Genomic DNA, 24,399 nt, shown 5'->3' with positions numbered 1-24,399 from the left:
CGGCCAAGAAAACACGGTTTACACGGTGCGGCAAGCAAATGAAATAAGCTTCGAAAGAAACTTAAAAAAAGAGCTTGCAAAGTTGGTTCGGATGTGGTAAGATATAAAAGTTGCTGAAGAGAACGACATTCGGTAACGAAACAAGTTTGATCTTTGAAAACTGAACAACGAGTGAGTAAACATTCTGCTTGCAGAATGAACGTGAAAGTTGAGACAAGCCTTGGCTTGAATCGACTGGAGCACAAATGAGATTTTTAATCTCGTCAGATTCAAAATGAGCTTATCGCTCTTTTCAATACTTTATTGGAGAGTTTGATCCTGGCTCAGGACGAACGCTGGCGGCATGCCTAATACATGCAAGTCGAGCGGACTTGATGAGAAGCTTGCTTCTCTGATGGTTAGCGGCGGACGGGTGAGTAACACGTAGGCAACCTGCCCTCAAGTTTGGGACAACTACCGGAAACGGTAGCTAATACCGAATAGTTGTTTTCTTCGCCTGAAGAAAACTGGAAAGACGGAGCAATCTGTCACTTGGGGATGGGCCTGCGGCGCATTAGCTAGTTGGTGGGGTAACGGCTCACCAAGGCGACGATGCGTAGCCGACCTGAGAGGGTGATCGGCCACACTGGGACTGAGACACGGCCCAGACTCCTACGGGAGGCAGCAGTAGGGAATCTTCCGCAATGGGCGAAAGCCTGACGGAGCAATGCCGCGTGAGTGATGAAGGTTTTCGGATCGTAAAGCTCTGTTGCCAGGGAAGAACGCTTGGGAGAGTAACTGCTCTCAAGGTGACGGTACCTGAGAAGAAAGCCCCGGCTAACTACGTGCCAGCAGCCGCGGTAATACGTAGGGGGCAAGCGTTGTCCGGAATTATTGGGCGTAAAGCGCGCGCAGGCGGTCATTTAAGTCTGGTGTTTAATCCCGGGGCTCAACCCCGGATCGCACTGGAAACTGGGTGACTTGAGTGCAGAAGAGGAGAGTGGAATTCCACGTGTAGCGGTGAAATGCGTAGATATGTGGAGGAACACCAGTGGCGAAGGCGACTCTCTGGGCTGTAACTGACGCTGAGGCGCGAAAGCGTGGGGAGCAAACAGGATTAGATACCCTGGTAGTCCACGCCGTAAACGATGAGTGCTAGGTGTTAGGGGTTTCGATACCCTTGGTGCCGAAGTTAACACATTAAGCACTCCGCCTGGGGAGTACGGTCGCAAGACTGAAACTCAAAGGAATTGACGGGGACCCGCACAAGCAGTGGAGTATGTGGTTTAATTCGAAGCAACGCGAAGAACCTTACCAGGTCTTGACATCTGAATGACCGGTGCAGAGATGTACCTTTTCTTCGGAACATTCAAGACAGGTGGTGCATGGTTGTCGTCAGCTCGTGTCGTGAGATGTTGGGTTAAGTCCCGCAACGAGCGCAACCCTTATATTTAGTTGCCAGCATTTCGGATGGGCACTCTAGATAGACTGCCGGTGACAAACCGGAGGAAGGTGGGGATGACGTCAAATCATCATGCCCCTTATGACCTGGGCTACACACGTACTACAATGGCCGGTACAACGGGCTGCGAAATCGCGAGATGGAGCCAATCCCAACAAAGCCGGTCTCAGTTCGGATTGCAGGCTGCAACTCGCCTGCATGAAGTCGGAATTGCTAGTAATCGCGGATCAGCATGCCGCGGTGAATACGTTCCCGGGTCTTGTACACACCGCCCGTCACACCACGAGAGTTTATAACACCCGAAGTCGGTGGGGTAACCGCAAGGAGCCAGCCGCCGAAGGTGGGATAGATGATTGGGGTGAAGTCGTAACAAGGTAGCCGTATCGGAAGGTGCGGCTGGATCACCTCCTTTCTATGGAGAATCGTTTCCTGCAACGGAAACATTCAAATATGCAGCTTAGCTGCAAAACACTCACTCGTTGCTCAGTTTTGAGAGCTCAAACTCTCAAACAGCTTGCTTTTGCATGGAGCTTGTTCTTTGAAAACTAGATATCGAAACGAAACAAACGCGAATTAGAACATTCCTTTTTAGCTGAACTTGTGTAAACAAGTTTCAATAAAAACGGTAGTCAAATTGCTTTTGTGATGGTCTCGGGTGAGAGTGACTTTTGGCTTTGCGTAAGCAAAACAAGGGAAGCGAGCGACCGAAACCGGAACAAAATGGTTAAGCTACTAAGAGCACACGGAGGATGCCTAGGCGCTAGGAGCCGATGAAGGACGTGGCGAACAACGAAACTGCCTCGGGGAGCTGTAAGCAAGCTTTGATCCGGGGGTGTCCGAATGGGGAAACCCAGCTGGGGTAATTTCCAGTTACACCTAACTGAATACATAGGTTAGTGTGAGGCATACCAGGGGAACTGAAACATCTAAGTACCCTGAGGAAGAGAAAACAATAGTGATTCCGTCAGTAGCGGCGAGCGAACGCGGAGAAGCCCAAACCAGAGAGCTTGCTCTTTGGGGTTGTGGGACGTCTCACATGGAGTTACAAAGGAACCGGTTAAGCGAAGAGGTCTGGAAAGGCCCGCCAAAGAAGGTAAAAGCCCTGTAGTTGAAAGTCTGTTCCCTCCGAGACGGATCCCGAGTAGTGCGGGGCACGTGAAACCCCGTATGAATCCGGCAGGACCATCTGCCAAGGCTAAATACTTCCTAGCGACCGATAGTGAAGCAGTACCGTGAGGGAAAGGTGAAAAGCACCCCGGAAGGGGAGTGAAATAGAACCTGAAACCGTGTGCTTACAAAAAGTCAGAGCCCGTTTTAGGGGTGATGGCGTGCCTTTTGTAGAATGAACCGGCGAGTTACGTTCCCGTGCAAGGTTAAGGTGAAGAGCCGGAGCCGCAGCGAAAGCGAGTCTGAATAGGGCGACTTAGTACGTGGACGTAGACCCGAAACCGGGTGATCTACCCCTGTCCAGGGTGAAGGTGCGGTAACACGCACTGGAGGCCCGAACCCACGCATGTTGAAAAATGCGGGGATGAGGTGGGGGTAGCGGAGAAATTCCAATCGAACTCGGAGATAGCTGGTTCTCCCCGAAATAGCTTTAGGGCTAGCCTCGGAAAACAGAGTCGTGGAGGTAGAGCACTGATTGGGTGCGGGGCCCGCAAGGGTTACCAAGCTCAGTCAAACTCCGAATGCCATAGACTTACTTCCGGGAGTCAGACAGTGAGTGCTAAGATCCATTGTCAAAAGGGAAACAGCCCAGACCATCAGCTAAGGTCCCCAAGTGTGTGTTAAGTGGGAAAGGATGTGGAGTTGCACAGACAACCAGGATGTTGGCTTAGAAGCAGCCACCATTGAAAGAGTGCGTAATAGCTCACTGGTCGAGTGACTCTGCGCCGAAAATGTAACGGGGCTAAACACACCACCGAAGCTATGGCTTGATGCTTTGCATCAGGGGTAGGGGAGCGTTGTATAAGGGTTGAAGGTGTACCGTAAGGAGCGCTGGACATTATACAAGTGAGAATGCCGGTATGAGTAACGAAAAGATCAGTGAGAATCTGATCCGCCGAAAGCCTAAGGGTTCCTGAGGAAGGCTCGTCCGCTCAGGGTAAGTCGGGACCTAAGGCGAGGCCGAAAGGCGTAGTCGAAGGACAACAGGTCGAAATTCCTGTACCACCGTAAGCCGTTATGAGCAATGGGGGGACGCAGTAGGGTAGTGACGCGGACTGATGGATGTCCGTCTAAGCAGTAAGGCTGATGTGTAGGCAAATCCGCACATTGTAAGGCTGAGCTGTGATGGGGAGCGAAAATTATAGTAGCGAAGGTCATGATCTCACACTGCCAAGAAAAGCCTCTAGCCAGGTGAAGGTGCCCGTACCGCAAACCGACACAGGTAGGCGAGAAGAGTATTCTAAGGCGCGCGGAAGAACTCTCGTTAAGGAACTCGGCAAAATGACCCCGTAACTTCGGGAGAAGGGGTGCCCCGGTAGTGTGAATAGCACGAGGGGGCCGCAGTGAAAAGGCCCAAGCGACTGTTTAGCAAAAACACAGGTCTGTGCGAAGCCGTAAGGCGAAGTATACGGGCTGACGCCTGCCCGGTGCTGGAAGGTTAAGGGGAGTGGTTAGGGAGTAATCCCGAAGCTGTGAACCGAAGCCCCAGTAAACGGCGGCCGTAACTATAACGGTCCTAAGGTAGCGAAATTCCTTGTCAGGTAAATTCTGACCCGCACGAATGGCGTAACGACTTGGGCGCTGTCTCAACGAGAGATCCGGTGAAATTTTAATACCTGTGAAGATGCAGGTTACCCGCGACAAGACGGAAAGACCCCATGGAGCTTTACTGCAGCTTGATATTGAATTTGGGTACGATCTGTACAGGATAGGTGGGAGCCTTTGAAACGTGAGCGCCAGCTTACGTGGAGGCAACGTTGGGATACCACCCTGATCGTATCTAGGTTCTAACCTGGTACCGTAATCCGGTGCGGGGACAGTGTCAGGTGGGCAGTTTGACTGGGGCGGTCGCCTCCTAAAGAGTAACGGAGGCGCCCAAAGGTTCCCTCAGAATGGTTGGAAATCATTCGAAGAGTGCAAAGGCATAAGGGAGCTTGACTGCGAGACCTACAAGTCGAGCAGGGACGAAAGTCGGGCTTAGTGATCCGGTGGTACCGCATGGAAGGGCCATCGCTCAACGGATAAAAGCTACCCTGGGGATAACAGGCTTATCTCCCCCAAGAGTCCACATCGACGGGGAGGTTTGGCACCTCGATGTCGGCTCATCGCATCCTGGGGCTGAAGTAGGTCCCAAGGGTTGGGCTGTTCGCCCATTAAAGCGGTACGCGAGCTGGGTTCAGAACGTCGTGAGACAGTTCGGTCCCTATCTGTCGTGGGCGTAGGAAATTTGAGAGGAGCTGTCCTTAGTACGAGAGGACCGGGATGGACGTACCGCTGGTGTACCAGTTGTTCCGCCAGGAGCACCGCTGGGTAGCTATGTACGGACGGGATAAACGCTGAAAGCATCTAAGCGTGAAGCCCCCCTCAAGATGAGATTTCCCAGTATGTAAGACCCCTTGAAGACGACGAGGTAGATAGGCTGGGGGTGGAAGTGCAGCAATGCATGGAGCTGACCAGTACTAATCGGTCGAGGGCTTATCCAATTAGCAAGTTGTAATTCGCGTGTTTCGTTTCGAATCTAGTTTTCAGAGAACAACACTCTGAAATGTAAGCTACGCGTTTGGTGGCGATGGCGGAGGGGTTCCACACGTACCCATCCCGAACACGACCGTTAAGCCCTCTAGCGCCGATGGTACTTGGACCGCAGGGTCCTGGGAGAGTAGGACGCCGCCAAGCAATTAACCACTGCCGATGTTATTCGGTGGTGGTTTTTATTTTTTTGTAAGGATTAGATACGATGAGCGGAAGCTCTGACATGATCGATATTGGAAGGTAACATTTTTGTTACGGATAACAGCGGCAAAACCAGTATAATAGGACTATGTTAAATATGCTAAAAGTACCTGACCACAGAGCTGGAATGTGCAGCTGTGAAAAGGAGGGTGTGTGTGTTAAGTTGGCGGAGACTTGGACTACAATCATTTCTGTTGCTTTGTTTGACCGTTGTTCTGGCAGGATGCGGTGAAGTTTCAGGATCTGTATGGACTTCATATGAAGGTGCGGTGAACGAGAAAAGTTTTCCGGTGCCTAAAGTAGCGAATAAATCTGACCAGTCTGAAAATAATTCGGATATGGATTATGTTCGATATACGCTGTCTGGTATTAGTGAGAGTACTAGCTTACCTGACGTATATCTAGACGAGATAAAAAGCTGGGGTTGGACAGAGAGGCAAGCCAAGGGTACATCCAATGAATCCAGTACCTTGCGCGTATTTGCAAAGGAAGGACATACTGTGCATTTAGCGGTACATGATGGTTCCTTTACACTAATGGTTCCTAGAAATGATGCTACTCAAACGACAGTTAAATCATTGGCTGAAGATGATTGAGCTGGTTCAGCTATGGTTCGGTATGATTAATTAACGCTGTGATGTTCCTTATAATATAGTAAGCTCCCGTGTACATGATCGGGGGCTTTTTGTTATTTAGCGAAGTAGGTTTTAGTAATGGTGGGAGAACTTATCACGTATGGTGGATCAGAGTCATACAGGTACAGAAGGAAAGGAGTAGTTTCTTTTGTACACGTGGTGGTATGTGTGCTTGAAGTGTAGGGGAGTGTGGAGCGCTAAAAATAGAGGCGGAGGATATAAGTTGTATTAAGTTGTATAAAGCTATTGAGGTAATAAGTGGCTGATGGGAAGCAATTAGAAGGCATATAGAGCTGAGACCGAGCAAGAGATTGCTCAAAGGTGCAAGATCTACGAGATATCTGGGGTTATGAGGATTTGGAACGCCGGAGGAAAAGAGGAGAAGAATGGAGCCTCAAGTGGGGATAACTCATTTTACTATACCCATACTGTGGATAAGGGATAAGAAGGGGACGATAAATAAAGGTTATCCACAGTGGATAACCTTTATTTGAGCATGTGAGGCTGAGTCAACTAAACGATGCACGATCATGTTTTTGCACCAGATTATTCGAAGGGCTCAGCGATTATGTATTACAGGTAATTGAGGTACATTCAGTATTGCATAAACGAGGGAGTGTTATTGCAGATAGTATGAGACATCTTGTTCATTCAATTTGATGAGTCCATCTTTGCGCTCACGGGAGAGTACCATTACAACATACAAGCGAGGACCCAGCAACCACAAATGCCAGAAGATCAGCGAGAGGGTGAAGGACAATGGGGACCATATCAAACATACTGTAATGATACATAATCCAATCCAGCTCATGTTAAGGTGTACCCGGACAAACATACGGAAGCTGAAATGCTGATCAGGGATATAACCTAACCAGGGCATACGCATATTCCAGCGCCAGCGTTTGGCGTAAGAGGTACGGACCAGCAGTAATATCGTTCTGGCGATGACATAATGAATCCAGATGGTGATTGGACCTGCCAGTACAAAAAAGAAGAGGCCAGTCCAGGAGAATGCGAGTAGATTGAATAAGAGCATGATGACCGGCAGACACAGATAGCTGTAAATGACACTGCGGGCGATAGCCTTTTTTTTCAGAAGCCGGTATTGATAAAATGTTGCTTTATTCTCCGGTTCGGCGATCATACGATTATATATCCTCCTTCGGATTCACGTTTGTGTGGGAGTAGGTGTTCTTTTTTCTTACACGAGTAAAAGGGATTGAATCATGCATGTATGTATATATGAACCTTGTATCTCACGACATGACGATTGTACAAGATATTGAGATTCGACGGAGCTTATCTCAGTATACTCCCGAATACACGGACTGTCAGGCTTTGATATCGTTATCATGTATTATATATCGGCTGGGATTCCATGTTTTTTTAAGGAAATTGAATATAAGTTTGAGTCAGGCCAAGGGATACGTGATGTAGAGGTAAATGCGATGGAATGCAGGATAACTGTATATACATAAGCAGGTGAATGTTCTTGTAGGGAGAATGAATGTATTTTTCGGTACAGACACCCAAGAGGGGGTGGGCGAATATATATATTTTATAGAAAGAAAGCACTATGAAAATGTTTAAAATAATAGAAACTGTGCAATACTGATAGTAAACGTAAAACAAGGTGGGATGGTTCATGGAAGAACATGCCGAACACACATGTATTATCTGCGAGCAAAGAAAAAAAGAAGGCATTTTTATTGTATCTGAATTCATATGTGACACTTGTGAAGCGGAAATGGTTCATACCGACGCGCAGGATGCCAAGTACAATTATTTTATTCATCAAATGAAGCAAATTTGGGTACAAAAAAACGCATAATGAATGTTGCTAATAGAAGTAGAAGCGAAACATCACATTGTAACGATGCTGATGTGTATAGAGGCCCAATGGGCCTTTTTCTGTTTTTAAGAGGAGAGATTGTCTTGTATGCCATCTTGGGAAGGCGTATGCTGATATAATGATATAGAGATTTTTGCAGTAGCGCGTGTGGAGATGGGGAAGAAGGGTGTCCCTTAGATTAGGAAGCGTACTGGAGCGTATCGGGCGCATATTATATATGTACAGGATGGTTATTTCATGGATCATAAAAATAAATCAACTAGAGCCCCTTTATATGAAGCGTTGCTTGCGTATCGTGATTCTAAGCAGCGTTCTTTTCATGTGCCTGGGCATAAGAATGGACAAGCTTATCGACATTTGGTAGAACAAGCAGAAGCAGGGCAACCTCCAGTTAAGGATATCGTTAATGAGGAACACCAGCACAACGGAGAGATTCAGACCGATGCAGGAGGGAATGTTAACGGAGGGATAGAGCGATCCAGTTCAGTGGAGAAACATGGGGCAGACATGAGGAGTGGGGAACGTCTTAGCGCTGAAGGAACTCGTTCGGAAATAGGATTGGTACCGGATCGTTCATTCCTGGAGATGATGGAGATGGATGTTACGGAGATTACGGGCACCGACGATTTGCATCATCCGGAAGGTGTGATCCAGGAAGCACAGGAGCTGGCGGCAGATTGTTTTGGTGCTGAGGAGAGTTTCTTCCTTGTGGGAGGCAGTACGGCAGGTAATTTGTCTCTATTGCTAACTGTGTGTGATGAGCCAAACAGTATTGTACTGGTGCAACGGAATGTGCACAAATCCGTTATTCACGGTTTGATGCTGGCGGGCGCAAGAGCTGTATTTCTGGAGCCATGGGTCGATCCTGCGTCTGGACTTGCGGTCATGCCGTCGGTGGAGACGGTGCAGGCTGCTGTCCAGTCCTATCCTGAGGCAAAGGGCGTACTTGTCACTTTGCCCAATTATTACGGCATGGGCGCTGATCTGACGCCTATAGCCGAGGTATGCCACGCTGCTGGCATGCCATTGCTCGTGGATGAAGCGCATGGCGCGCATTATGGGCAGCATCCGGAGCTGCCTGTCTCTGCACTGTCATGCGGAGCAGACGGTGTTGTGCAGTCGACGCATAAGATGCTGACGGCCTTCACCATGGGTGCCATGCTGCACATTCAGGGACCACGGTTAAACCGGTCCCTGTTAAGGCAGCGCCTGGCCATGGTGCAAAGCTCAAGCCCATCATACCCGGTGATGGCTTCGCTTGATCTGGCGCGCCGGCTGCTGCACGTGCAGGGCGCGAACACCTTCACGGCGGGGCTCGCCGCCGTGAATGCTTTTAAGCGCGGCCTCGCGGAGCTGTCGCGCTTTCAGTTGCTGCAGCAAGAACCGCCAGCCGGAACAGCGATGCCGGCTGGCATGTCCGTGTCCGCTGCGCAGCAGACACGGGAGGGCCTGACCGCGGCGGCGAAGCCATCTGCCGCGGGGTATACCGCTCAGGACCCATTCAAGGCCGTCATCTATGACGGCGCAGGGGTGCTGAGCGGTTATGGGCTACAGCAGCAGCTGGAAGCATGCGGCTGTGTGCCCGAGATGAGCGACGAACGGTACGTCGTCTTGCTCTTCAGCCTGGGCTCAACGGTGCAAGATGCCCAGCACCTGTTGCAGGCTTTACACCATATCAGCTCTGCCAATGGGCATGAGCAGGTCCAATCTAATACAGAGTCATCTCATCAGCTTGCGAAAGGTTCGGCGCATTATATTTCCACGTGGAACAATTTACAAGAAAACACTCGCTACTCGGAACCGATCTCCTTCACGCTGCAACCGATTGTGGATACGGATACGGTCAATGTTCCGATAGAAGAAAGCGTGGGTTGTCGATCAGCTGAGATGGTAGTCCCGTATCCTCCAGGGATTCCGCTTGTGTATCCGGGTGAACGCCTAAGTCCATCGATGGTGACACGTATACAACTCCTGCGGGATGAAGGAGCAAAGTTTCACGGGGTATCCGATGCATCTCTACAGGTATTGAAGGTCATGAAGAATTGACGATACACATGAAATCTTTGAAAGCACTCACCAATAGGTAGTCTATATGACCAATACGGATAGCGATACTGGACCCTACACATGTGAGGGTCTCTTGGTCATTAATCTAGTTGCTAGGGTTGTCTTCAAACTCAGGCATGCAATACGTTAAAGGATGTCAGGTCCAACATCTGGAAGTCAAGTGGTTGCTGATCTGGCGAATTGTCCAGACGATTTTCTAAGGAACCGAGGACGTCTTATTTAGCCTTCGAGTCCTCCTTTTATTTTGTAAGGAATCTGAGACGCGTTATTAACCAAAATCACCCAACAAACACGCTGTAAACGGCTGGTTATTCCAATATAACGTGTTTCAGATTTCTTAGATTGCTGCGGGCGTTTCAAATTGCTAAATAAGATGTCACAGGGTCGTTAGGGCTCCCGCTCCATGCTCTGCTCCAGACGCGTTCAGTTACGTTCCTGCTTTCGGCAGGTATGAAGACACGCTCTAGTTCAACTTATAGAGATAGACAGAAGAAAGAAGGGAACACTTTGGGTATTCCGCTAAAAAAATATACAGGAATAGTCCTGCAAGTTTTGTTGATGTACGGTTTTTATTGGATTGGAAACTTGATTCAAGCTGTATTACATCTGCCGTTAACAGGTAGTATTGTGGGCATGTTGGTATTGTTTGTCACCATTCAACTGGGATGGATCAAAATGAGCTGGGGAGAAGAAGGGTCAACGTGGCTTCAATCTCATCTGCAATTGTTGTTTATTCCGCCAACTGTGGGCATCATTAATCATTTTGATTTTTTTAGAGCCAACACATTGTTATTAGTTCTTGGTTTAATCGTGAGCACCTTAATCACATGTCTGATATCTGCCAAATTAAGTGAGTGGCTCATGACATGGAGATCGTCTCATTCAGGCAAAAAGGAGGCGATCACTTGTCAGCATTCATCCTCGGAATTGGAATGATCGCGCTAACCATCGCTGTATATATTCCAGCCACTCGTCTATATAAAAGGCTGAAATGGCCAATACTTATGCCTGTACTCACAACAACTGCCATACTGATCCTGATCTTGGTGATCTCCGGTATACAGCTGGAAACGTATATGCTGGGTGGCAAATGGATACAGGAGCTCTTGGGCCCAGCAGTTGTATCTCTCGCTTTTCCCTTGTCCAGACATCTGCATGTGCTGAAGCAAAATATCATTCCAATTGTGGGTGGAACGATCGGAGGCAGTATTACAGGTGTCTCCACAGGTGCTTTAATCGCCATTCTGCTTGGCTATCCTCAAGAGATGGTCATCGCTTTATTGCCAAAATCAGTGACAACTCCTGTGGCTATTCAACTCGCTAATCAGGTTGGAGGGAATGCCTCATTCACATCGCTGTTTGTGATGATTGCAGGTTTCTCAGGGATATTACTAGGGCCGATGCTGTTGAAATGGGCCAAAGTCCGTAGTAAACATGCCTATGGAATTGGACTGGGCTCAGCATCTCATGCTCTCGGCATGGCAAGGTCTTTTGAATATGGAGAGAATGCGGTAGCCCTCAGTTCAGTTTCCATGATTGTCAGTGCTATTGCCGGATCAATTATGCTTCCATTATGGGTATGGATTATCTACGGTTGAACGCTTTACTTTGTTGTTCATGTTGGAGTAACCGCTGACCTATAGTATGATAGAAAGAAACAAGCTTGTATGATCTTGGTGTTATTAATACGTACCGATATAGCTGTAGCTATACACCTCTGGGCGGGGGATATCATATCTTGTAGCAAGAGGGTCTAAGCATATTCAATTACAGCAGCAATAGATGCAATTATCGACATAGAAAGCAGGGAAGCATATGCAGGGCAGAGGTAAATTCATTACGCTGGAAGGGGGAGAGGGTTCCGGTAAAACAACGATGATCGGTAGAGTAGGTTCTTATTTTGAAGAACGGGGTATACCTTACGTAGTTACGCGAGAGCCTGGCGGAATTGAGATTGCGGAGAAAATACGTTCCATTATTCTGGACCCTCTTCATACGGCAATGGATGCTCGAACCGAAGCACTATTGTATGCAGCTGCACGCAGCCAGCATCTGGCGGAGAAAGTAGAGCCTGCTCTGAGAGCTGGAAAAGCAGTCATTTGTGACCGATTTGTCGATAGCAGTCTGGTCTATCAAGGATACGCTCGTGGACTCGGGATAGAGAATGTATGGGCCATTAATCGCTTTGCGATTGGTGATCTCATGCCGGATGTAACCTTATATCTGGACATTGAGCCTGAAGTGGGGCTTGCCCGGATCGATGCTCATGATGGCCGCGAAGTGAACCGTCTGGATCTGGAAAATCTGGAGTTTCACCGTAAAGTACGAGAGGGTTACTTCCTATTAAAAGAGCAGTTCCCGGAACGAATCAGAGTTATCGATGCTTCCATGAAGCAGGAGGATGTTTTGGCAGCGATGATTTTGTCGCTGGAGACAGGGATTTTGAAGGATTTTGACGAGTAATTGTCTAATATATAGACAGGGCATTTGATAAAGGTGCTTATTCTAAAGGAGGTTATGCAGGATGAAACTGATTGTTGCGATTATACAGGATAAAGACAGCAACCGATTATCCAGCGCATTGGTCAAAGCAAACTTTCGGGCAACAAAGCTTGCCAGTACGGGCGGATTTTTGAAGGCAGGCAACACGACGTTTATGATCGGTGTCGATGATGGTCAAGTCGAATCCGTAATGAACGTCATTCGCAGCAGCTGTAAGGTTCGTGAACAGCTCGTGACTCCGGTCACACCGATGAGTGGAACAACCGACTCTTACCTGCCGCTACCTGTTGAAGTTCAAGTAGGCGGAGCTACTGTATTTGTTCTCCCGGTAGATCGCTTCGAACATTTCTAATTAAACCTATTGCATGGATCTCATGAGGATCCTTCATGATCGATAGCATGTTGGAAACGATGGATGCAAGAAGAGTTAACAGAGTTCGTGCGTGCCACTTACGGAACGCCTTTCTTGACGAGAAGAATCAGCATACTCTTTCCGGATGAGCGTTTCCCAGCTGGGGAATGGTTCATCTCGGAAAGAGGTTGACTACAAAGAACAAGTCCTTGATGGTGATGTGTATCTACCATTATATATAGAGTGTGATCAGCATATATAAAAGCCTCATTCTCACGCACAGGCGCAACGCGCACTGTGCTGATGGGCGATTGGCTATCTATGATAGAAAGCGGGCGTATCCATGAAAATCAATCCTGGATTCAGACCGATTCAGAGCGGGATCAGTTCTACTGATTCAGGTTCCAAACCGGTTCAATCCAAAAATTTCTCTGATATGATGAATCACCAGGGGGAACGGGCCTCACAAGCTGAACTGAATCGCCGGTTTAGTGAAATCCAGCTTCAGGGCGATCGCTTGGCACGTTCCATGACGATTCGTGAACTGAAGGCGTATAAGCAACTTGTTAAAAGGTTCCTGGAAGAGACCGTTCGTCGCGGTGTTTCCATGAAAGAGACAAGGGGTTGGGATCGTCGTGGCAGAGGCAAGCGGTATAAGCTGATTGATGAAATTGACTCCGCTCTGTTATCCATGGCTGATGAACTGCTGGATACAGAAGAAGGAAAAATCTCTCTATTACAACAAGTAGGCGAAATTCGGGGGATGCTTATTAATTTAAGCTTCTGAGGAGGAAGTATGTCCTTTCAACAGATTATGGGTCAACAAGCGGCCAAGCAAATGTTACAGAGCAGTTTGAGACGTCATGCAATAAGCCATGCGTATTTGTTTAGTGGTCCAGCTGGTAGCGGGCAACGGAAGACGGCAATTACCTTTGCCAAGGCAATATTCTGTACAGAGCTTGAAGATGACGCTTGTGGGCAGTGTCTTGAATGTCGTAAGGTGGATCATGGTAACCATCCGGATCTAACCATGCTTGCACCAGATGGAAACAACATTAAAATAGATCAAATCCGGGATCTGCAGCGTATCTTTTCATACCGATCAGAGGCAGGCCATCCCAAAGTATATATTATAGAACAAGCCGAGAAAATGACGGTGCAGGCAGCAAACAGTTTGCTCAAATTTCTGGAGGAACCGCAGGTACCAGCAGTCGGCATCCTGATTACAGATAATGGACAGGCCATGTTGCCAACGATCCGCTCACGCTCTCAATTGGTGCCGTTCAGCGCACTGAATCCGGAAGAGATGCTTCAATCACTAATTGAGGAAGGGCACCCTGCCAATCTGGCTCGCTCTGCCGTCCATTTAGCGTCAGGATTGGAAGCATGTAGAGAAATTCTCCAGCAGAATTGGTTTGCAGAAATTAGAAACGTAATGTTACAATTAGGGAAGGAGTCCCTGGGTAGAGGAAGTACATCATTGATCTCTGCACAGCAGAAGCTTTTTAAAACCGGACTCTCTGAACACCTGGACATGTTACTTAGTTTGTTCCATCTATGGTTTAGGGACATGCTGTATGTTCAGTACGATAGGCATGAACATATCGTTTTTATAGATCAGTTAGACATGTTATCTCAGTTGGCACATACCCGCAGCACAGAGCAGTGGGTCTCCTATATGGATATGGCCGCAGCATGCAGAAAAAAATTGCGTTTCAACGTCAATGGCCAGCTTTGTCTGGAGCAATTTTTGATCGGTTTGGCATAAGACTGGGAGAGGGCAGAGTTAGCTCCAATCATATGCAAACGGTTATAACTTCATCCGGTTCCCTAAGAAGACGGGGCTTCAGACGAAGTGGGGTTGGCTTACAAGGGGGTTAATTTTTTGTATAGTGTAGTGGGTGTCCGTTTCAAAAAAGCGGGCAAAATTTATTACTTCGATCCCCTGGACCTTCCCATTGAGAAAGAAAACTGCGTTATCGTGGAGACAGCGCGGGGGGTTGAGTACGGTAAGGTTGTCGTAGGTAAGAAGGAAGTGGGCGAGTCCGATGTGGTGTTGCCGCTGAAGAAAGTCATCCGCGTTGCGGGCGAGACAGATGCCCGTGTGGTTGATGAGAACAAGCGTGCAGCGAAAGAAGCATTCGGTACTTGTTTAAATAAAATCAAAGACCATGGCCTCAAAATGAAGCTGGTCGATGTGGAATTTACGTTTGATCGCAATAAAATTATATTTTATTTTACAGCTGAAGGAAGAGTTGATTTCCGGGAGCTGGTCAAGGATCTGGCAAGCATATTCCGGACACGAATCGAGCTGAGACAGATTGGTGTACGTGATGAAGCGAAGATGCTTGGCGGAATCGGACCTTGCGGCCGTGTGTTGTGTTGTTCTTCCTGGCTGGGAGACTTTGAGCCGGTATCAATCAAGATGGCTAAAGATCAGAGCCTGTCACTGAATCCGACGAAAATTTCAGGGTTGTGCGGAAGACTCATGTGCTGTCTGAAATTTGAGCATGATAACTATGAAAGTGTGAGAGAAGAACTGCCAGCTGTAGGCAAATTGGTCGTCACCTCATTGGGTGAAGGAAAAGTTGTCGGAATTAATGCCGGTAGCCGCACAGTCCATGTTCAACTGTTCGACATCAGTAAAGTCAAAGAACTTCCGCTGGATGACGTCGTTATCAAGTAAACCATAAAGGTTGCTTCGGGGTGGAAACTTGGAAAAGAAAAATCTGTTTACGCACATTCATGAAATGGAAACCCAACTGGGTCAGTTGCACGGTGATTTAGGAGAGTTAAAAATGATTGTGAAGGAGCTGCTTGAGGATAATCAGCGGCTTACCATCGAGAATGAGCAGTTACGCAAACTGCTCAAACGTGAGGCTCCGACAGATCTGCCGATCTCCTCAGCACTCGCTCCTGTAGCAAGACCAGCAGGTCCGGCTACAGGCGAGGACGTTGTCGGTGAAGGGTATGATAATCTGGCCCGGTTGTATCACGAAGGCTTCCATATCTGCAACGTCTATTATGGACATTTGCGGACGGAAGGCGATTGTCTGTTCTGCCTGTCTTTTTTGAATAAATGAAGTGACCGTAGGGATCCCCTACGGTTTTTTTTCAAGGTTATAAACCTAAACTCAACAAACATGAGATATAGAGTACCGGAGGATGAGCGTAACATATGAAAGCAAATGAAGTTGTGTTACATGAGTCAGAGCGGATTGATGATCTGCTCTCTCATGATCTGAGAATCATTCAAAGTGATGAAGTGTTTAGTTTTTCGATGGATGCCGTATTATTAGCCCGGTTTGCTTCCGTACCTAAACGGGGTCGTGTACTTGATTTGTGTACGGGTAACGGGGTGGTTCCCATTCTGCTTACAACGCGTACGCAGGCTAGTCTGGAAGGGATCGAGATCCAGCCACGTTTGGCTGATATGGCACGTCGCAGTGTGCAATTAAATACACTGGACGAGTCGATTATGATTCGTGAAGGTGATTTGCGAGAATTGGTGAAAGAAACAGGACACGCTGTATACGATGCAATTACGGTTAATCCTCCATATATGCCTTTGAATGGCAGTGACCTTAAGATGAACACACATCAGGCAATGGCACGTCATGAAATCGGATGTACCCTGGAAGAAGTGATTCAGGCTTGCAGTCGACTTGTACGTAATGGTGGCAAAGTATCGATGGTTCATCGTCCACAGCGCCTTGCAGAGATTATCTCGCTCATGCGCGAATATAAGCTGGAGCCAAAACGGATTCGAATGGTACATCCCCGTGCTCATCTGGAAGCCAACATGGTATTAATTGAAGGCATGAAAGATGGTAAACCCGAAGTAAGGATGCTTCCTCCACTCATTGTCTACAATGAAGAGGGAAAATACTGCGAAGAAATTATGGATATTTACTATGGTCAGCAACATGCTGAGCGTACTACGAAAGGAGGGAATTAGATGACTTTGCATATTCAGAAAAGCTATGCGGAGCAGCCTGAAGGATCAGGCAAGCTTTATCTGGTTGGAACACCTATTGGTAATCTGGAGGATATGACCTTCCGGGCCATCAAGACATTGCAGAGTTGTGACATCATTGCAGCAGAAGATACACGCCAGACCCGAAAGCTGCTTACCCATTTTGAAATTACACCTTCGATGCTGTTTAGTTATCATGAGCATAATAAGGGGGCAAGTGGACCTGAACTGATACGCTATATAATAGAAGGAAAAAATTTGGCACTCGTCAGCGATGCCGGTTTGCCAGCCATTTCGGATCCTGGTTCCGACCTTGTACAGCTTGCATTGGAAGCCGGAATAACGGTCATTCCCATCCCTGGACCCAACGCTGCGTTGTCTGCTCTGATCGTGTCCGGATTACCGACGGAGCGTTTTACATTCGGCGGTTTTTTGCCGAGGGAGAAAAAGGACATGCGAAAAGTGCTGGAGGCTTTTGACGAATCGAACGGGACTTTGATATTTTATGAATCGCCTCACCGTATTCGGAAAACATTAGTCCACCTCGAAGAAATCCTGGGTGATCGCTCGATTGTCCTGGCTCGTGAACTAACCAAGCGTCATGAGGAATTCGCAAGGGGCACTGTGAAGGAATGTATAGACTGGCTTGAAGAACATCCGCCTCTTGGCGAGTACTGTTTGCTGGTAGAAGGCATTAAGGAAGAGGAGCGTAAGGCTGAGCGCGAAGCCTGGTGGCAGCTCATGTCACTCGCGGATCATGTCAGCCATTATGAGGGTGAAGGACATAATCGCAAAGATGCAATGAAAAAAACGGCTACCGATCGCGGCCTGACGAAGCGTGATGTATATAATGCATTAATCGAGCAGTAATCTAACCAAATATCTTCTGTTGTGGAGAACATAACCTGAAAAGAAGCTTATATCCAACCTTAGTGGAATATTAAAAAGAGCAGAGTAGCTCAAAAAATTCCAAACAAAATTTATCGTTCTCTTCCGGTTCGCGTGTGACAGAATCTTTTTGGGTAATGGAACCCATAACAGGGCAAAAAAATACCTTCCGCGGTGGGGTTCACACCGGGAAGGTCATTAAGGAATATTAAAAAGGTTAGAAATAACAATTTAGATAAGTCCAGTATACCTGGTTTTTCTTATTTTGTCACAGGTGCAGGGATTTCGGAAATACATTCATTACAAACAATTTTACCTTTGAAGTAAGTAACGTTCTCTGCATTACCACAGAAGATACAAGCAGGCTCGTATTTTTTCAACATGATGCGCTCGCCGTCAACGTAGATTTCCAGAGCATCTTTTTCACCAATACCGAGCGTACGGCGCAATTCAATTGGAATAACTACCCGTCCCAGTTCGTCCACTTTTCTTACAATACCTGTTGATTTCATCATTATAATCAGTGCTCCTCTCAGCTAACTATCTTTGTCATTATTCGACATTATTTTATGTTTTATGATACTCATCATACCAACGATTCCCAAATCAGTCAACCTTAAAATTAGCTTAAAATTAAGGCTGTTTTTCACAAGGTTACTGGTGGTAAGGGATTGGAAGCCGTTTTTCGCATTTAAACCTCAATGTCAGCTTTGTCGATTTGGAAAACGACAAAACTACTTCATTCGACAAAGTTCGTCATACGGTGTCGAATCTTAGGTGAATCGCAGAGCTCAAAGCGTTAATATAAAAGAAATTAAAGGAGTGAGTCGACATGGAACAACGTTTAACGGAAGAGAAAGTATTCAAAGATCCGGTACATAATTATATCCACGTGCAAGATCCGGTTATATGGCAGTTAATTAACACCCCGGAATTTCAGCGTTTACGCCGGATTCGTCAGCTGGGTACTTCTTACCTTACCTTTCACGGAGCAGAGCATAGTCGGTTCTCACATTCACTAGGTGTTTATGAGATCACCCGCAAGATCATCTCTCAATTTGAAAGAAGTCATTATTCGGATTGGCCAAAGGAAGAAAAGATTGTAGCTCTGTGTGCAGCTCTACTTCATGATCTCGGACATGGGCCATTCTCTCACTCCATCGAGGAAGCTTTTGACATGAATCACGAAGATTGGACTTGCCGCATTATTACAGGTGATACCGAAGTAGGGGCGATCTTAAGACGGTATGCTCCTGATTTTCCTGAGAAAGTAGCGTCTGTCATTCAAAAAACGTATGAAAAGCCGATTGTGGTGAACTTGGTGACCAGTCCGCTTGATGCAGACCGAATGGATTATTTGCTCAGGGATGCCTATTTTACAGGTGTAAATTACGGCACGATTGACCTTGATCGTATCCTTCGGATGCTGCGTCCTTATCATGGGCGGATTGTAGTCAAGGAGTCAGGCATGCATGCTGTGGAGGATTATCTAATGTCTCGGTATCAGATGTATTGGCAGATTTACTTCCATCCGGTAACTCGTAGTTCTGAAATTATATTGCGGCAAATATTCAAGCGAGCGAAAACACTCATACAGCAAGGTTTTCAATTCCGCTTCATGATTGATCCACTCCCTCAATTATTTGATGGAGAATTATCCGTAGATGAATATTTGCAGTTGGATGAAGCATTAATTCAGACGGCATTTATGCAGTGGCGCAAGGAGGACGATACTGTTCTGAGTGAGTTATGCGAACGTTTTATGGATCGCAAGTTATATAAGTATGTAGAGCTTGAACAGGTCGACTTGACAATGATGGAAGAGATTCGGGAAGCTTTTGTACAGGCAGGCCTCGATCCCGAATATGATCTTGAAATTGATTTTCCTTCGGATAATCCGTATGATGTGTTTCGTCCGGATGAATCCACAGATAAGCAGATTCTTCTTCTGGATCGACAGGACAATTTACGTGAGTTGTCAGAAGTATCTGACATTGTCCGTTCCATCAGTGGGCTTCACCGAGGGAAACATCATTTGTATTACCCGCAAAACAAGGTGGATGCGATTATTCACGAATTACCGTCACATATACGCCCCTATTTCTTGTAATCATGTGGGTATAATCCGATGAAGAATTTTGATATCAAAACACTTTCTAAAAGAGCTATTTTTCATGATACAGTAATCTGCTTTAATGGGGAGTATATGTAGATCGACATAATTTTGTAAATGCAAGCAGGTAGAATGGGCACAATCAGCAATATATAGATCAGAATATCCGTTTATCTTCTATATATTGTAGTTGTGAAGAAACAAACGTAATGATGTAATACACAGATACCCAAAATGTTTTATGTATGAGTCATTGAATTATTGAATTTTACAAATTGAATTTTGATAAAGAAGATAGTCGTTATTTCGACATGAAGGGAGATACAAACATGATGCTGTTCGACACACATACACATCTGGATGCACCACAATTCGACGAGGACCGCGAGGACATGATTCAGCGTGCTGTGGATGCAGGAGTTGGTCGCATGATCAACATTGGCTTTAACCGGGAGACGATTCCAACCACAATGAAACTCGCTGAAACATATGACTTTATCTATGCAGCTGTAGGGTGGCATCCAGTAGATGCGATCACTATGCAGGAGGGTGATTTGGAGTGGATTGCATCTTTATGCAAGCATGAAAAAGTGGTTGCGATCGGTGAGATTGGATTGGATTATCACTGGGATACTTCACCGAAGGAAATACAGCATCGCGTATTACGACAACAAATTGCTTTGGCGCGTGAAGTGAACATGCCGATTGTCATCCATAATCGGGATGCACATGAGGATATCATAAGAATTTTGCGTGAAGAGAAGGCGGGTGAGGTTGGTGGTGTAATGCACTCGTTCTCGGGCAGCTGGGAAACAGCGAAAAGTTGTCTCGATATGGGCTTCCATCTCTCTTTCGGAGGACCGATCACATTCAAAAATGCAAAGCAGCCCAAAGAGGTGCTGGCGAAGGTTCCTATGGACCGGTTTTTCATTGAAACAGATGCTCCATATTTGACACCTCACCCTTATCGTGGGAAGCGAAATGAGACAGCGCATGTACGTCTGGTTGCAGAGGCAGCAGCGGAAATTAAAGGCATTTCGGTGGAGGAAATTGCTGCAATAACAACCAAAAATGCCATGGAACGATTTGGAATTCGTTAAAAAAACGAGCAAATGAGGTGAAAAAGGCAGGTAAGCGGAGGTAATTTGCCCTTTGCTCCAAATAAATCAAGAATATTACAATATTTTAACCAAATATTCAGAAAAACGTACTTGATCAACGCTTTACAACATGCATCAAAACAGGATATCATCTTTTCAGTGAATTGTTGTGCGGAAAATTGGACAGATGTTCGGGGGATGAACAAAGGGACACTTTCCGATGAAACAACATTACTTTCATGAATCAGTCTCGCTGAGTCTCCGTTAACGGAGAGCGGGGGAACCAATAGGGCTTAAACATCGGTGTATTTGGCCGATGCGCAACGTTCGCTGACCCAAAAGCAGCGAAGGGAACTGCGAAGCCGTATTTGATTTCTTCTTTGGGTCTCGGGGTGAATTCAAGGGCGTCCGCCATGAGCGGGTGACCTAAGATAGGGCGGCTCTCTTTCGCCCGAACCCGACAGCTAACCTCGCAAGCGGAAAAAGAGAGGCAACCTCGTGCATGAATTTCCGATATTCAGAATCATTCGGAAGCCACGAAAGAGTTCCTCTTACACTCTTTCTTTGGCTTTTTTGTTTTTGAATAAAAGAAATATTGTCATCATACGGTAGGTATTCAGGAGGATGACATCATGTTGCGAAGATTGATTCATGGTGCAGAACCGGATTATGTTGGTCCAATCTGTGTTCTGTAGAAAATTTGGTATAGTCACGTCAAAGACATCATGCATTACTTTAGACGGCGAGGCTATGAAGGAGGACGGAGAAGTGGGCACATTCCAACCAGAAGAGACCCATGAGTCACGATCATCCAGTAAGTCTTTCGCGTTGCGGTGGAAGCATGAGAACATGCGTCAAATGGCATTGATCGCGATTTTCTCAATTGCGCTTACAATCATGATCTTGTTAGTCGTTTACGGTCAGGCCGGGAAACAAATTTCACTGGTTATTGATGGCAAAGCTCAGGTGGTAGAGACTCGTACAGGAATGCTTCAGGAAATGCTGGAGGAGCAGTCGATCACAGTCAGCCCTCACGATAAGGTATCCATGTCCATGAATGGGGCGATTACAGATGGAGACCGAATCGTTATTGAGCGGGCCGTTCCAGTCAACATTACGGCAGACGGAGACACCAAGACTCTGTATACAACGGATTCATCGGTAGAAGATGCAATTCAAAAATCAGGTATTCAAGTTGAGAGTAATGATAAAGTGTATCCGGCGCTTGGAACTGCCATCAAAGCGGATATGAAGATCCGTGTAGTGCGCGTAACAAAGCGTACAGTGGAGGTAGAGCAGCCAATCGCTTACAAAGTCATTAAAACGGCTGACCCTAGCTTGTACAAAGGGGATAACCGTGTCGTTGTAAACGGCAAAGAAGGCACACTTGTACAGCATATCGAAAAGGTATTTCAGGATGGAGAATTGGTCTCCAAAAAAATGGTCGGCAAATCTGTCGCGAATAATCGTGTAGATAAAGTGATCGCTGTCGGCACCAAAGCAAAACCGGTCGTGAAAGAACCTGTGATTCAGACCGTATCGGCTCAAACTTCAACAACCAAAAAGGCTACAACAACGAACTCGAAGAAAACATCTGCCTCGGGCAGCAAAGTCATTACCGTATCCGGGACTTCTTTTAAATACTCAAAAGTACTTAAAAATGTATCCATGACTGCCTACTCTTCCGAAGAGCCTGGCATTGGAACTAAAACAGCTTCCGGTACTCGTGTAACGGAAGGGCGCACCATTGCGGTTGATCCCAAAGTCATTCCAATTGGCTGGTGGGTATATATCGAAGGTCTGGGATTCCGTCGTGCGGAAGATACAGGCGGTGCCATTAAAGGCAACAAAATTGATGTATATTATGACAGTGTGAAGCATGCCCTGAATTTTGGACGTAAGAAAGGCAAGACGGTCTACGTGATCGGTCCGGTGAAGCCGGAAGCGAACTAAAATCGTTTTACTTTGAAATGGGAATGCTATAAAATAGTTGCATGAATGATTCATGCGGAATATGCGGCGGAGGAGTCTGAATTCAGTCTCCCCCGCCGTTTGGCAGAGAAGAGGATATTCCTCTTCTTTTTGCGTTAGAAAGGAAGAAATGGAACATGATAAAAGAAGTCATTGTGGTGGAAGGCCGTGACGATACGGTAGCCATCCGTCGGGCCGTTGAAGCCGATACAATTGAAACAGGTGGCTCAGCAATCAACCAACGCATTCTGAAGCGGATTGCGCTTGCTCAGGAGAGACGGGGAGTCATTGTACTGACAGATCCGGATCATGCTGGCGAACGCATTCGTAAAATTATTGCGAACAAGGTGCCTGGCTGCAAACATGCCTTCATTCCGGAAGCCGATGCAACGCGCAAAGGGGACATTGGGGTGGAGAATGCCTCACCGGAGGCGATCCGTCATGCTCTGGCGCGCGTACATACTTCATACGAAGGTGCTCCGAGCCTGATTGATTGGGAGGACCTGATCGCGGCAGGACTTATCGTGCATCCGCAGGCTGCTGCACGTCGCATGGAGATGGGCAATCTGCTGGGCATCGGTTATTGTAACGGGAAGCAGTTCCACAAACGTCTCAGTGTATTTCAGATTACACGGGAAGAGTTCTCTACAGCATTAGCGCAAATTGAACGTGAAGGATTGTGAGCATATGAAGGACATGGAAGAGACGATAGAAATTGCAACGCCCAAGCGAACGAAAGAGATTATTCAAAGACACGGATTCTCATTCAAGAAAAGTCTGGGTCAGAACTTTCTGATCGATCAAAATATACTGAACAAAATTGTGAATGCAGCCGATTTGGACGAGTCCAAGGGCGCGTTAGAGATCGGGCCGGGTATTGGGGCCCTTACGGAGCGACTGGCTCGGGTAGCCGGTCCTGTCACAGCCGTAGAGATTGACCAGCGCTTGATCCCAATCCTGGGAGAAGTGATGCAGCCTTATTCGAATGTACGTGTTCATCATGGGGATGTGCTGAAGCTTGATCTGGCTGAATTATTTAATACGGATTTTGCATCCGTGGACAAAGTCAGTGTTGTGGCTAACCTGCCTTATTATGTAACGACGCCAATCATGATGAAACTGTTGGAAGAGAAGCTGCCGGTAGACAGTATTGTTGTCATGATCCAAAAAGAAGTGGCTGAACGCATGGCGGCTGCACCAGGATCAAAAGACTACGGCAGTCTGAGCATCGCAGTTCAGTACTACAGTATGCCGGAGCTTGTGTGCATTGTGCCTCCTACAGTCTTCATTCCGCAACCTAATGTGGAATCAGCTGTCATTAAGCTGAAAGTGCGTGAGCAACCGCCAGTGGAGATTCCGGATGAAGCACACTACTTCGAAGTGGTACAGGCTTCTTTTGCCCAGCGGAGAAAAACAATCTCAAACAACTTGAAGGCACGCTTCTTCACGAAGGAGAACCGGGAACAGGCAGACATTCTGCTGGAGCAGGCAGGTATTCAACCGTCCCGACGTGGAGAGACGTTGAGTCTGCAGGAGTATGCTACACTCAGCACCGTAATGTGGGAAGCAGGGGTACGTGCAGCGCTGTAAAATTTGAATGAA

Annotated in this window: 20 protein-coding genes, 3 rRNA genes and 1 riboswitch; of the genes, 21 read left to right on the top strand and 2 right to left on the bottom strand. The window is 46.9% G+C overall.

Annotated features, from left to right (window positions below):
* The first annotated feature begins 300 nt into the window (after positions 1-300).
* The 4 genes from NSQ38_RS05100 (at position 301) to NSQ38_RS05085 (ending at position 5,937) form a co-directional block, all read left to right on the top strand.
* A 16S ribosomal RNA gene (locus NSQ38_RS05100) occupies positions 301-1,853 on the top strand.
* A 310-nt stretch (positions 1,854-2,163) separates the two neighbouring features.
* A 23S ribosomal RNA gene (locus NSQ38_RS05095) occupies positions 2,164-5,091 on the top strand.
* 76 nt (positions 5,092-5,167) lie between these two features.
* Positions 5,168-5,284 (top strand): 5S ribosomal RNA (rrf, locus tag NSQ38_RS05090).
* The 16S, 23S and 5S rRNA genes sit together here, the layout of an rRNA operon.
* A gap of 212 nt (positions 5,285-5,496) precedes the next feature.
* A complete protein-coding gene (locus tag NSQ38_RS05085; protein WP_339787481.1) occupies positions 5,497-5,937 on the top strand; it encodes a hypothetical protein in 441 nt (146 codons plus the stop codon).
* Positions 5,938-6,595: 658 nt separating this feature from the next.
* Here NSQ38_RS05085 and NSQ38_RS05080 read toward each other — a convergent pair.
* The gene (locus tag NSQ38_RS05080) at positions 6,596-7,120 is read right to left on the bottom strand and encodes a hypothetical protein (protein WP_036606136.1); all 525 of its coding nucleotides are present in this window, start codon (positions 7,118-7,120) and stop codon (positions 6,596-6,598) included.
* 501 nt (positions 7,121-7,621) lie between these two features.
* Here NSQ38_RS05080 and NSQ38_RS05075 point away from each other — a divergent pair.
* The 12 genes from NSQ38_RS05075 (at position 7,622) to rsmI (ending at position 17,595) form a co-directional block, all read left to right on the top strand.
* A complete protein-coding gene (locus NSQ38_RS05075; RefSeq protein WP_315939719.1) occupies positions 7,622-7,807 on the top strand; it encodes a sigma factor G inhibitor Gin in 186 nt (61 codons plus the stop codon).
* Positions 7,808-8,065: 258 nt separating this feature from the next.
* Positions 8,066-9,874: an aminotransferase class I/II-fold pyridoxal phosphate-dependent enzyme gene (locus NSQ38_RS05070; protein WP_339787480.1), complete on the top strand. Its 1,809-nt coding sequence runs from the start codon at positions 8,066-8,068 to the stop codon at positions 9,872-9,874.
* A gap of 606 nt (positions 9,875-10,480) precedes the next feature.
* Entirely contained in the window at positions 10,481-10,831 is a 351-nt protein-coding gene (locus NSQ38_RS05065) for a CidA/LrgA family protein (protein ID WP_164783413.1), read from the top strand.
* Positions 10,801-11,493 (top strand): LrgB family protein, encoded by a 693-nt coding sequence (locus NSQ38_RS05060; RefSeq protein ID WP_339787477.1) that lies wholly within the window; start codon positions 10,801-10,803, stop codon positions 11,491-11,493. The genes NSQ38_RS05065 and NSQ38_RS05060 overlap by 31 nt, the downstream gene beginning before the upstream one ends.
* A 217-nt stretch (positions 11,494-11,710) precedes the next feature.
* Positions 11,711-12,358 (top strand): dTMP kinase, encoded by a 648-nt coding sequence (tmk, locus tag NSQ38_RS05055; protein ID WP_074092910.1) that lies wholly within the window; start codon positions 11,711-11,713, stop codon positions 12,356-12,358.
* A gap of 61 nt (positions 12,359-12,419) precedes the next feature.
* The gene (locus NSQ38_RS05050; protein ID WP_017691391.1) at positions 12,420-12,749 is read left to right on the top strand and encodes a cyclic-di-AMP receptor; all 330 of its coding nucleotides are present in this window, start codon (positions 12,420-12,422) and stop codon (positions 12,747-12,749) included.
* A 343-nt stretch (positions 12,750-13,092) separates the two neighbouring features.
* Complete coding sequence (locus NSQ38_RS05045) at positions 13,093-13,536, top strand: YaaR family protein (protein ID WP_017691389.1); 444 nt, start codon at positions 13,093-13,095, stop codon at positions 13,534-13,536.
* A 9-nt stretch (positions 13,537-13,545) separates the two neighbouring features.
* On the top strand, positions 13,546-14,517 hold the full coding sequence (gene holB, locus NSQ38_RS05040) for a DNA polymerase III subunit delta' (RefSeq protein WP_076216771.1): 972 nt from the start codon (positions 13,546-13,548) through the stop codon (positions 14,515-14,517).
* A gap of 117 nt (positions 14,518-14,634) precedes the next feature.
* Positions 14,635-15,435: a stage 0 sporulation family protein gene (locus tag NSQ38_RS05035; protein ID WP_053778939.1), complete on the top strand. Its 801-nt coding sequence runs from the start codon at positions 14,635-14,637 to the stop codon at positions 15,433-15,435.
* 28 nt (positions 15,436-15,463) lie between these two features.
* Positions 15,464-15,832, top strand: a complete 369-nt coding sequence (gene yabA / locus NSQ38_RS05030; RefSeq protein WP_315939725.1) for a DNA replication initiation control protein YabA — start codon at positions 15,464-15,466, stop codon at positions 15,830-15,832.
* Positions 15,833-15,927: 95 nt separating this feature from the next.
* Positions 15,928-16,707 (top strand): tRNA1(Val) (adenine(37)-N6)-methyltransferase, encoded by a 780-nt coding sequence (locus NSQ38_RS05025; protein ID WP_339787474.1) that lies wholly within the window; start codon positions 15,928-15,930, stop codon positions 16,705-16,707.
* Positions 16,708-17,595 carry a 16S rRNA (cytidine(1402)-2'-O)-methyltransferase gene (rsmI, locus tag NSQ38_RS05020; RefSeq protein ID WP_339787471.1) on the top strand — a complete coding sequence of 296 codons (888 nt, stop codon included), beginning with the start codon at positions 16,708-16,710 and terminating at the stop codon, positions 17,593-17,595.
* A gap of 278 nt (positions 17,596-17,873) precedes the next feature.
* Here the strand turns inward: rsmI and NSQ38_RS05015 are convergent, their stop codons facing one another.
* Positions 17,874-18,128, bottom strand: a complete 255-nt coding sequence (locus NSQ38_RS05015) for an AbrB/MazE/SpoVT family DNA-binding domain-containing protein (RefSeq protein ID WP_024633700.1) — start codon at positions 18,126-18,128, stop codon at positions 17,874-17,876.
* A gap of 317 nt (positions 18,129-18,445) precedes the next feature.
* Here NSQ38_RS05015 and NSQ38_RS05010 point away from each other — a divergent pair, with 317 nt between their 5' ends.
* The 5 genes from NSQ38_RS05010 to rsmA all read left to right on the top strand — a co-directional run bounded on the left by NSQ38_RS05010 (position 18,446) and on the right by rsmA (position 24,387).
* Positions 18,446-19,723 carry an HD domain-containing protein gene (locus tag NSQ38_RS05010; protein ID WP_339787468.1) on the top strand — a complete coding sequence of 426 codons (1,278 nt, stop codon included), beginning with the start codon at positions 18,446-18,448 and terminating at the stop codon, positions 19,721-19,723.
* 332 nt (positions 19,724-20,055) lie between these two features.
* Positions 20,056-20,826 (top strand): TatD family hydrolase, encoded by a 771-nt coding sequence (locus tag NSQ38_RS05005; protein ID WP_190945000.1) that lies wholly within the window; start codon positions 20,056-20,058, stop codon positions 20,824-20,826.
* 241 nt (positions 20,827-21,067) lie between these two features.
* A riboswitch (cyclic di-AMP (ydaO/yuaA leader) is annotated at positions 21,068-21,321 on the top strand.
* 273 nt (positions 21,322-21,594) lie between these two features.
* On the top strand, positions 21,595-22,779 hold the full coding sequence (locus NSQ38_RS05000; protein ID WP_338589713.1) for a ubiquitin-like domain-containing protein: 1,185 nt from the start codon (positions 21,595-21,597) through the stop codon (positions 22,777-22,779).
* 155 nt (positions 22,780-22,934) lie between these two features.
* Positions 22,935-23,480: a ribonuclease M5 gene (rnmV, locus tag NSQ38_RS04995; RefSeq protein WP_017691379.1), complete on the top strand. Its 546-nt coding sequence runs from the start codon at positions 22,935-22,937 to the stop codon at positions 23,478-23,480.
* 4 nt (positions 23,481-23,484) lie between these two features.
* A complete protein-coding gene (gene rsmA / locus NSQ38_RS04990; RefSeq protein WP_272907837.1) occupies positions 23,485-24,387 on the top strand; it encodes a 16S rRNA (adenine(1518)-N(6)/adenine(1519)-N(6))-dimethyltransferase RsmA in 903 nt (300 codons plus the stop codon).
* The last annotated feature ends 12 nt before the right edge of the window (positions 24,388-24,399 follow it).

It is taken from the genome of Paenibacillus sp. FSL R7-0313, from assembly GCF_037969885.1.
GTDB lineage: Bacteria > Bacillota > Bacilli > Paenibacillales > Paenibacillaceae > Paenibacillus.
Note: the sequence above shows the minus strand (reverse complement) of the source record. Positions and strands in the feature narration are given on the sequence as shown.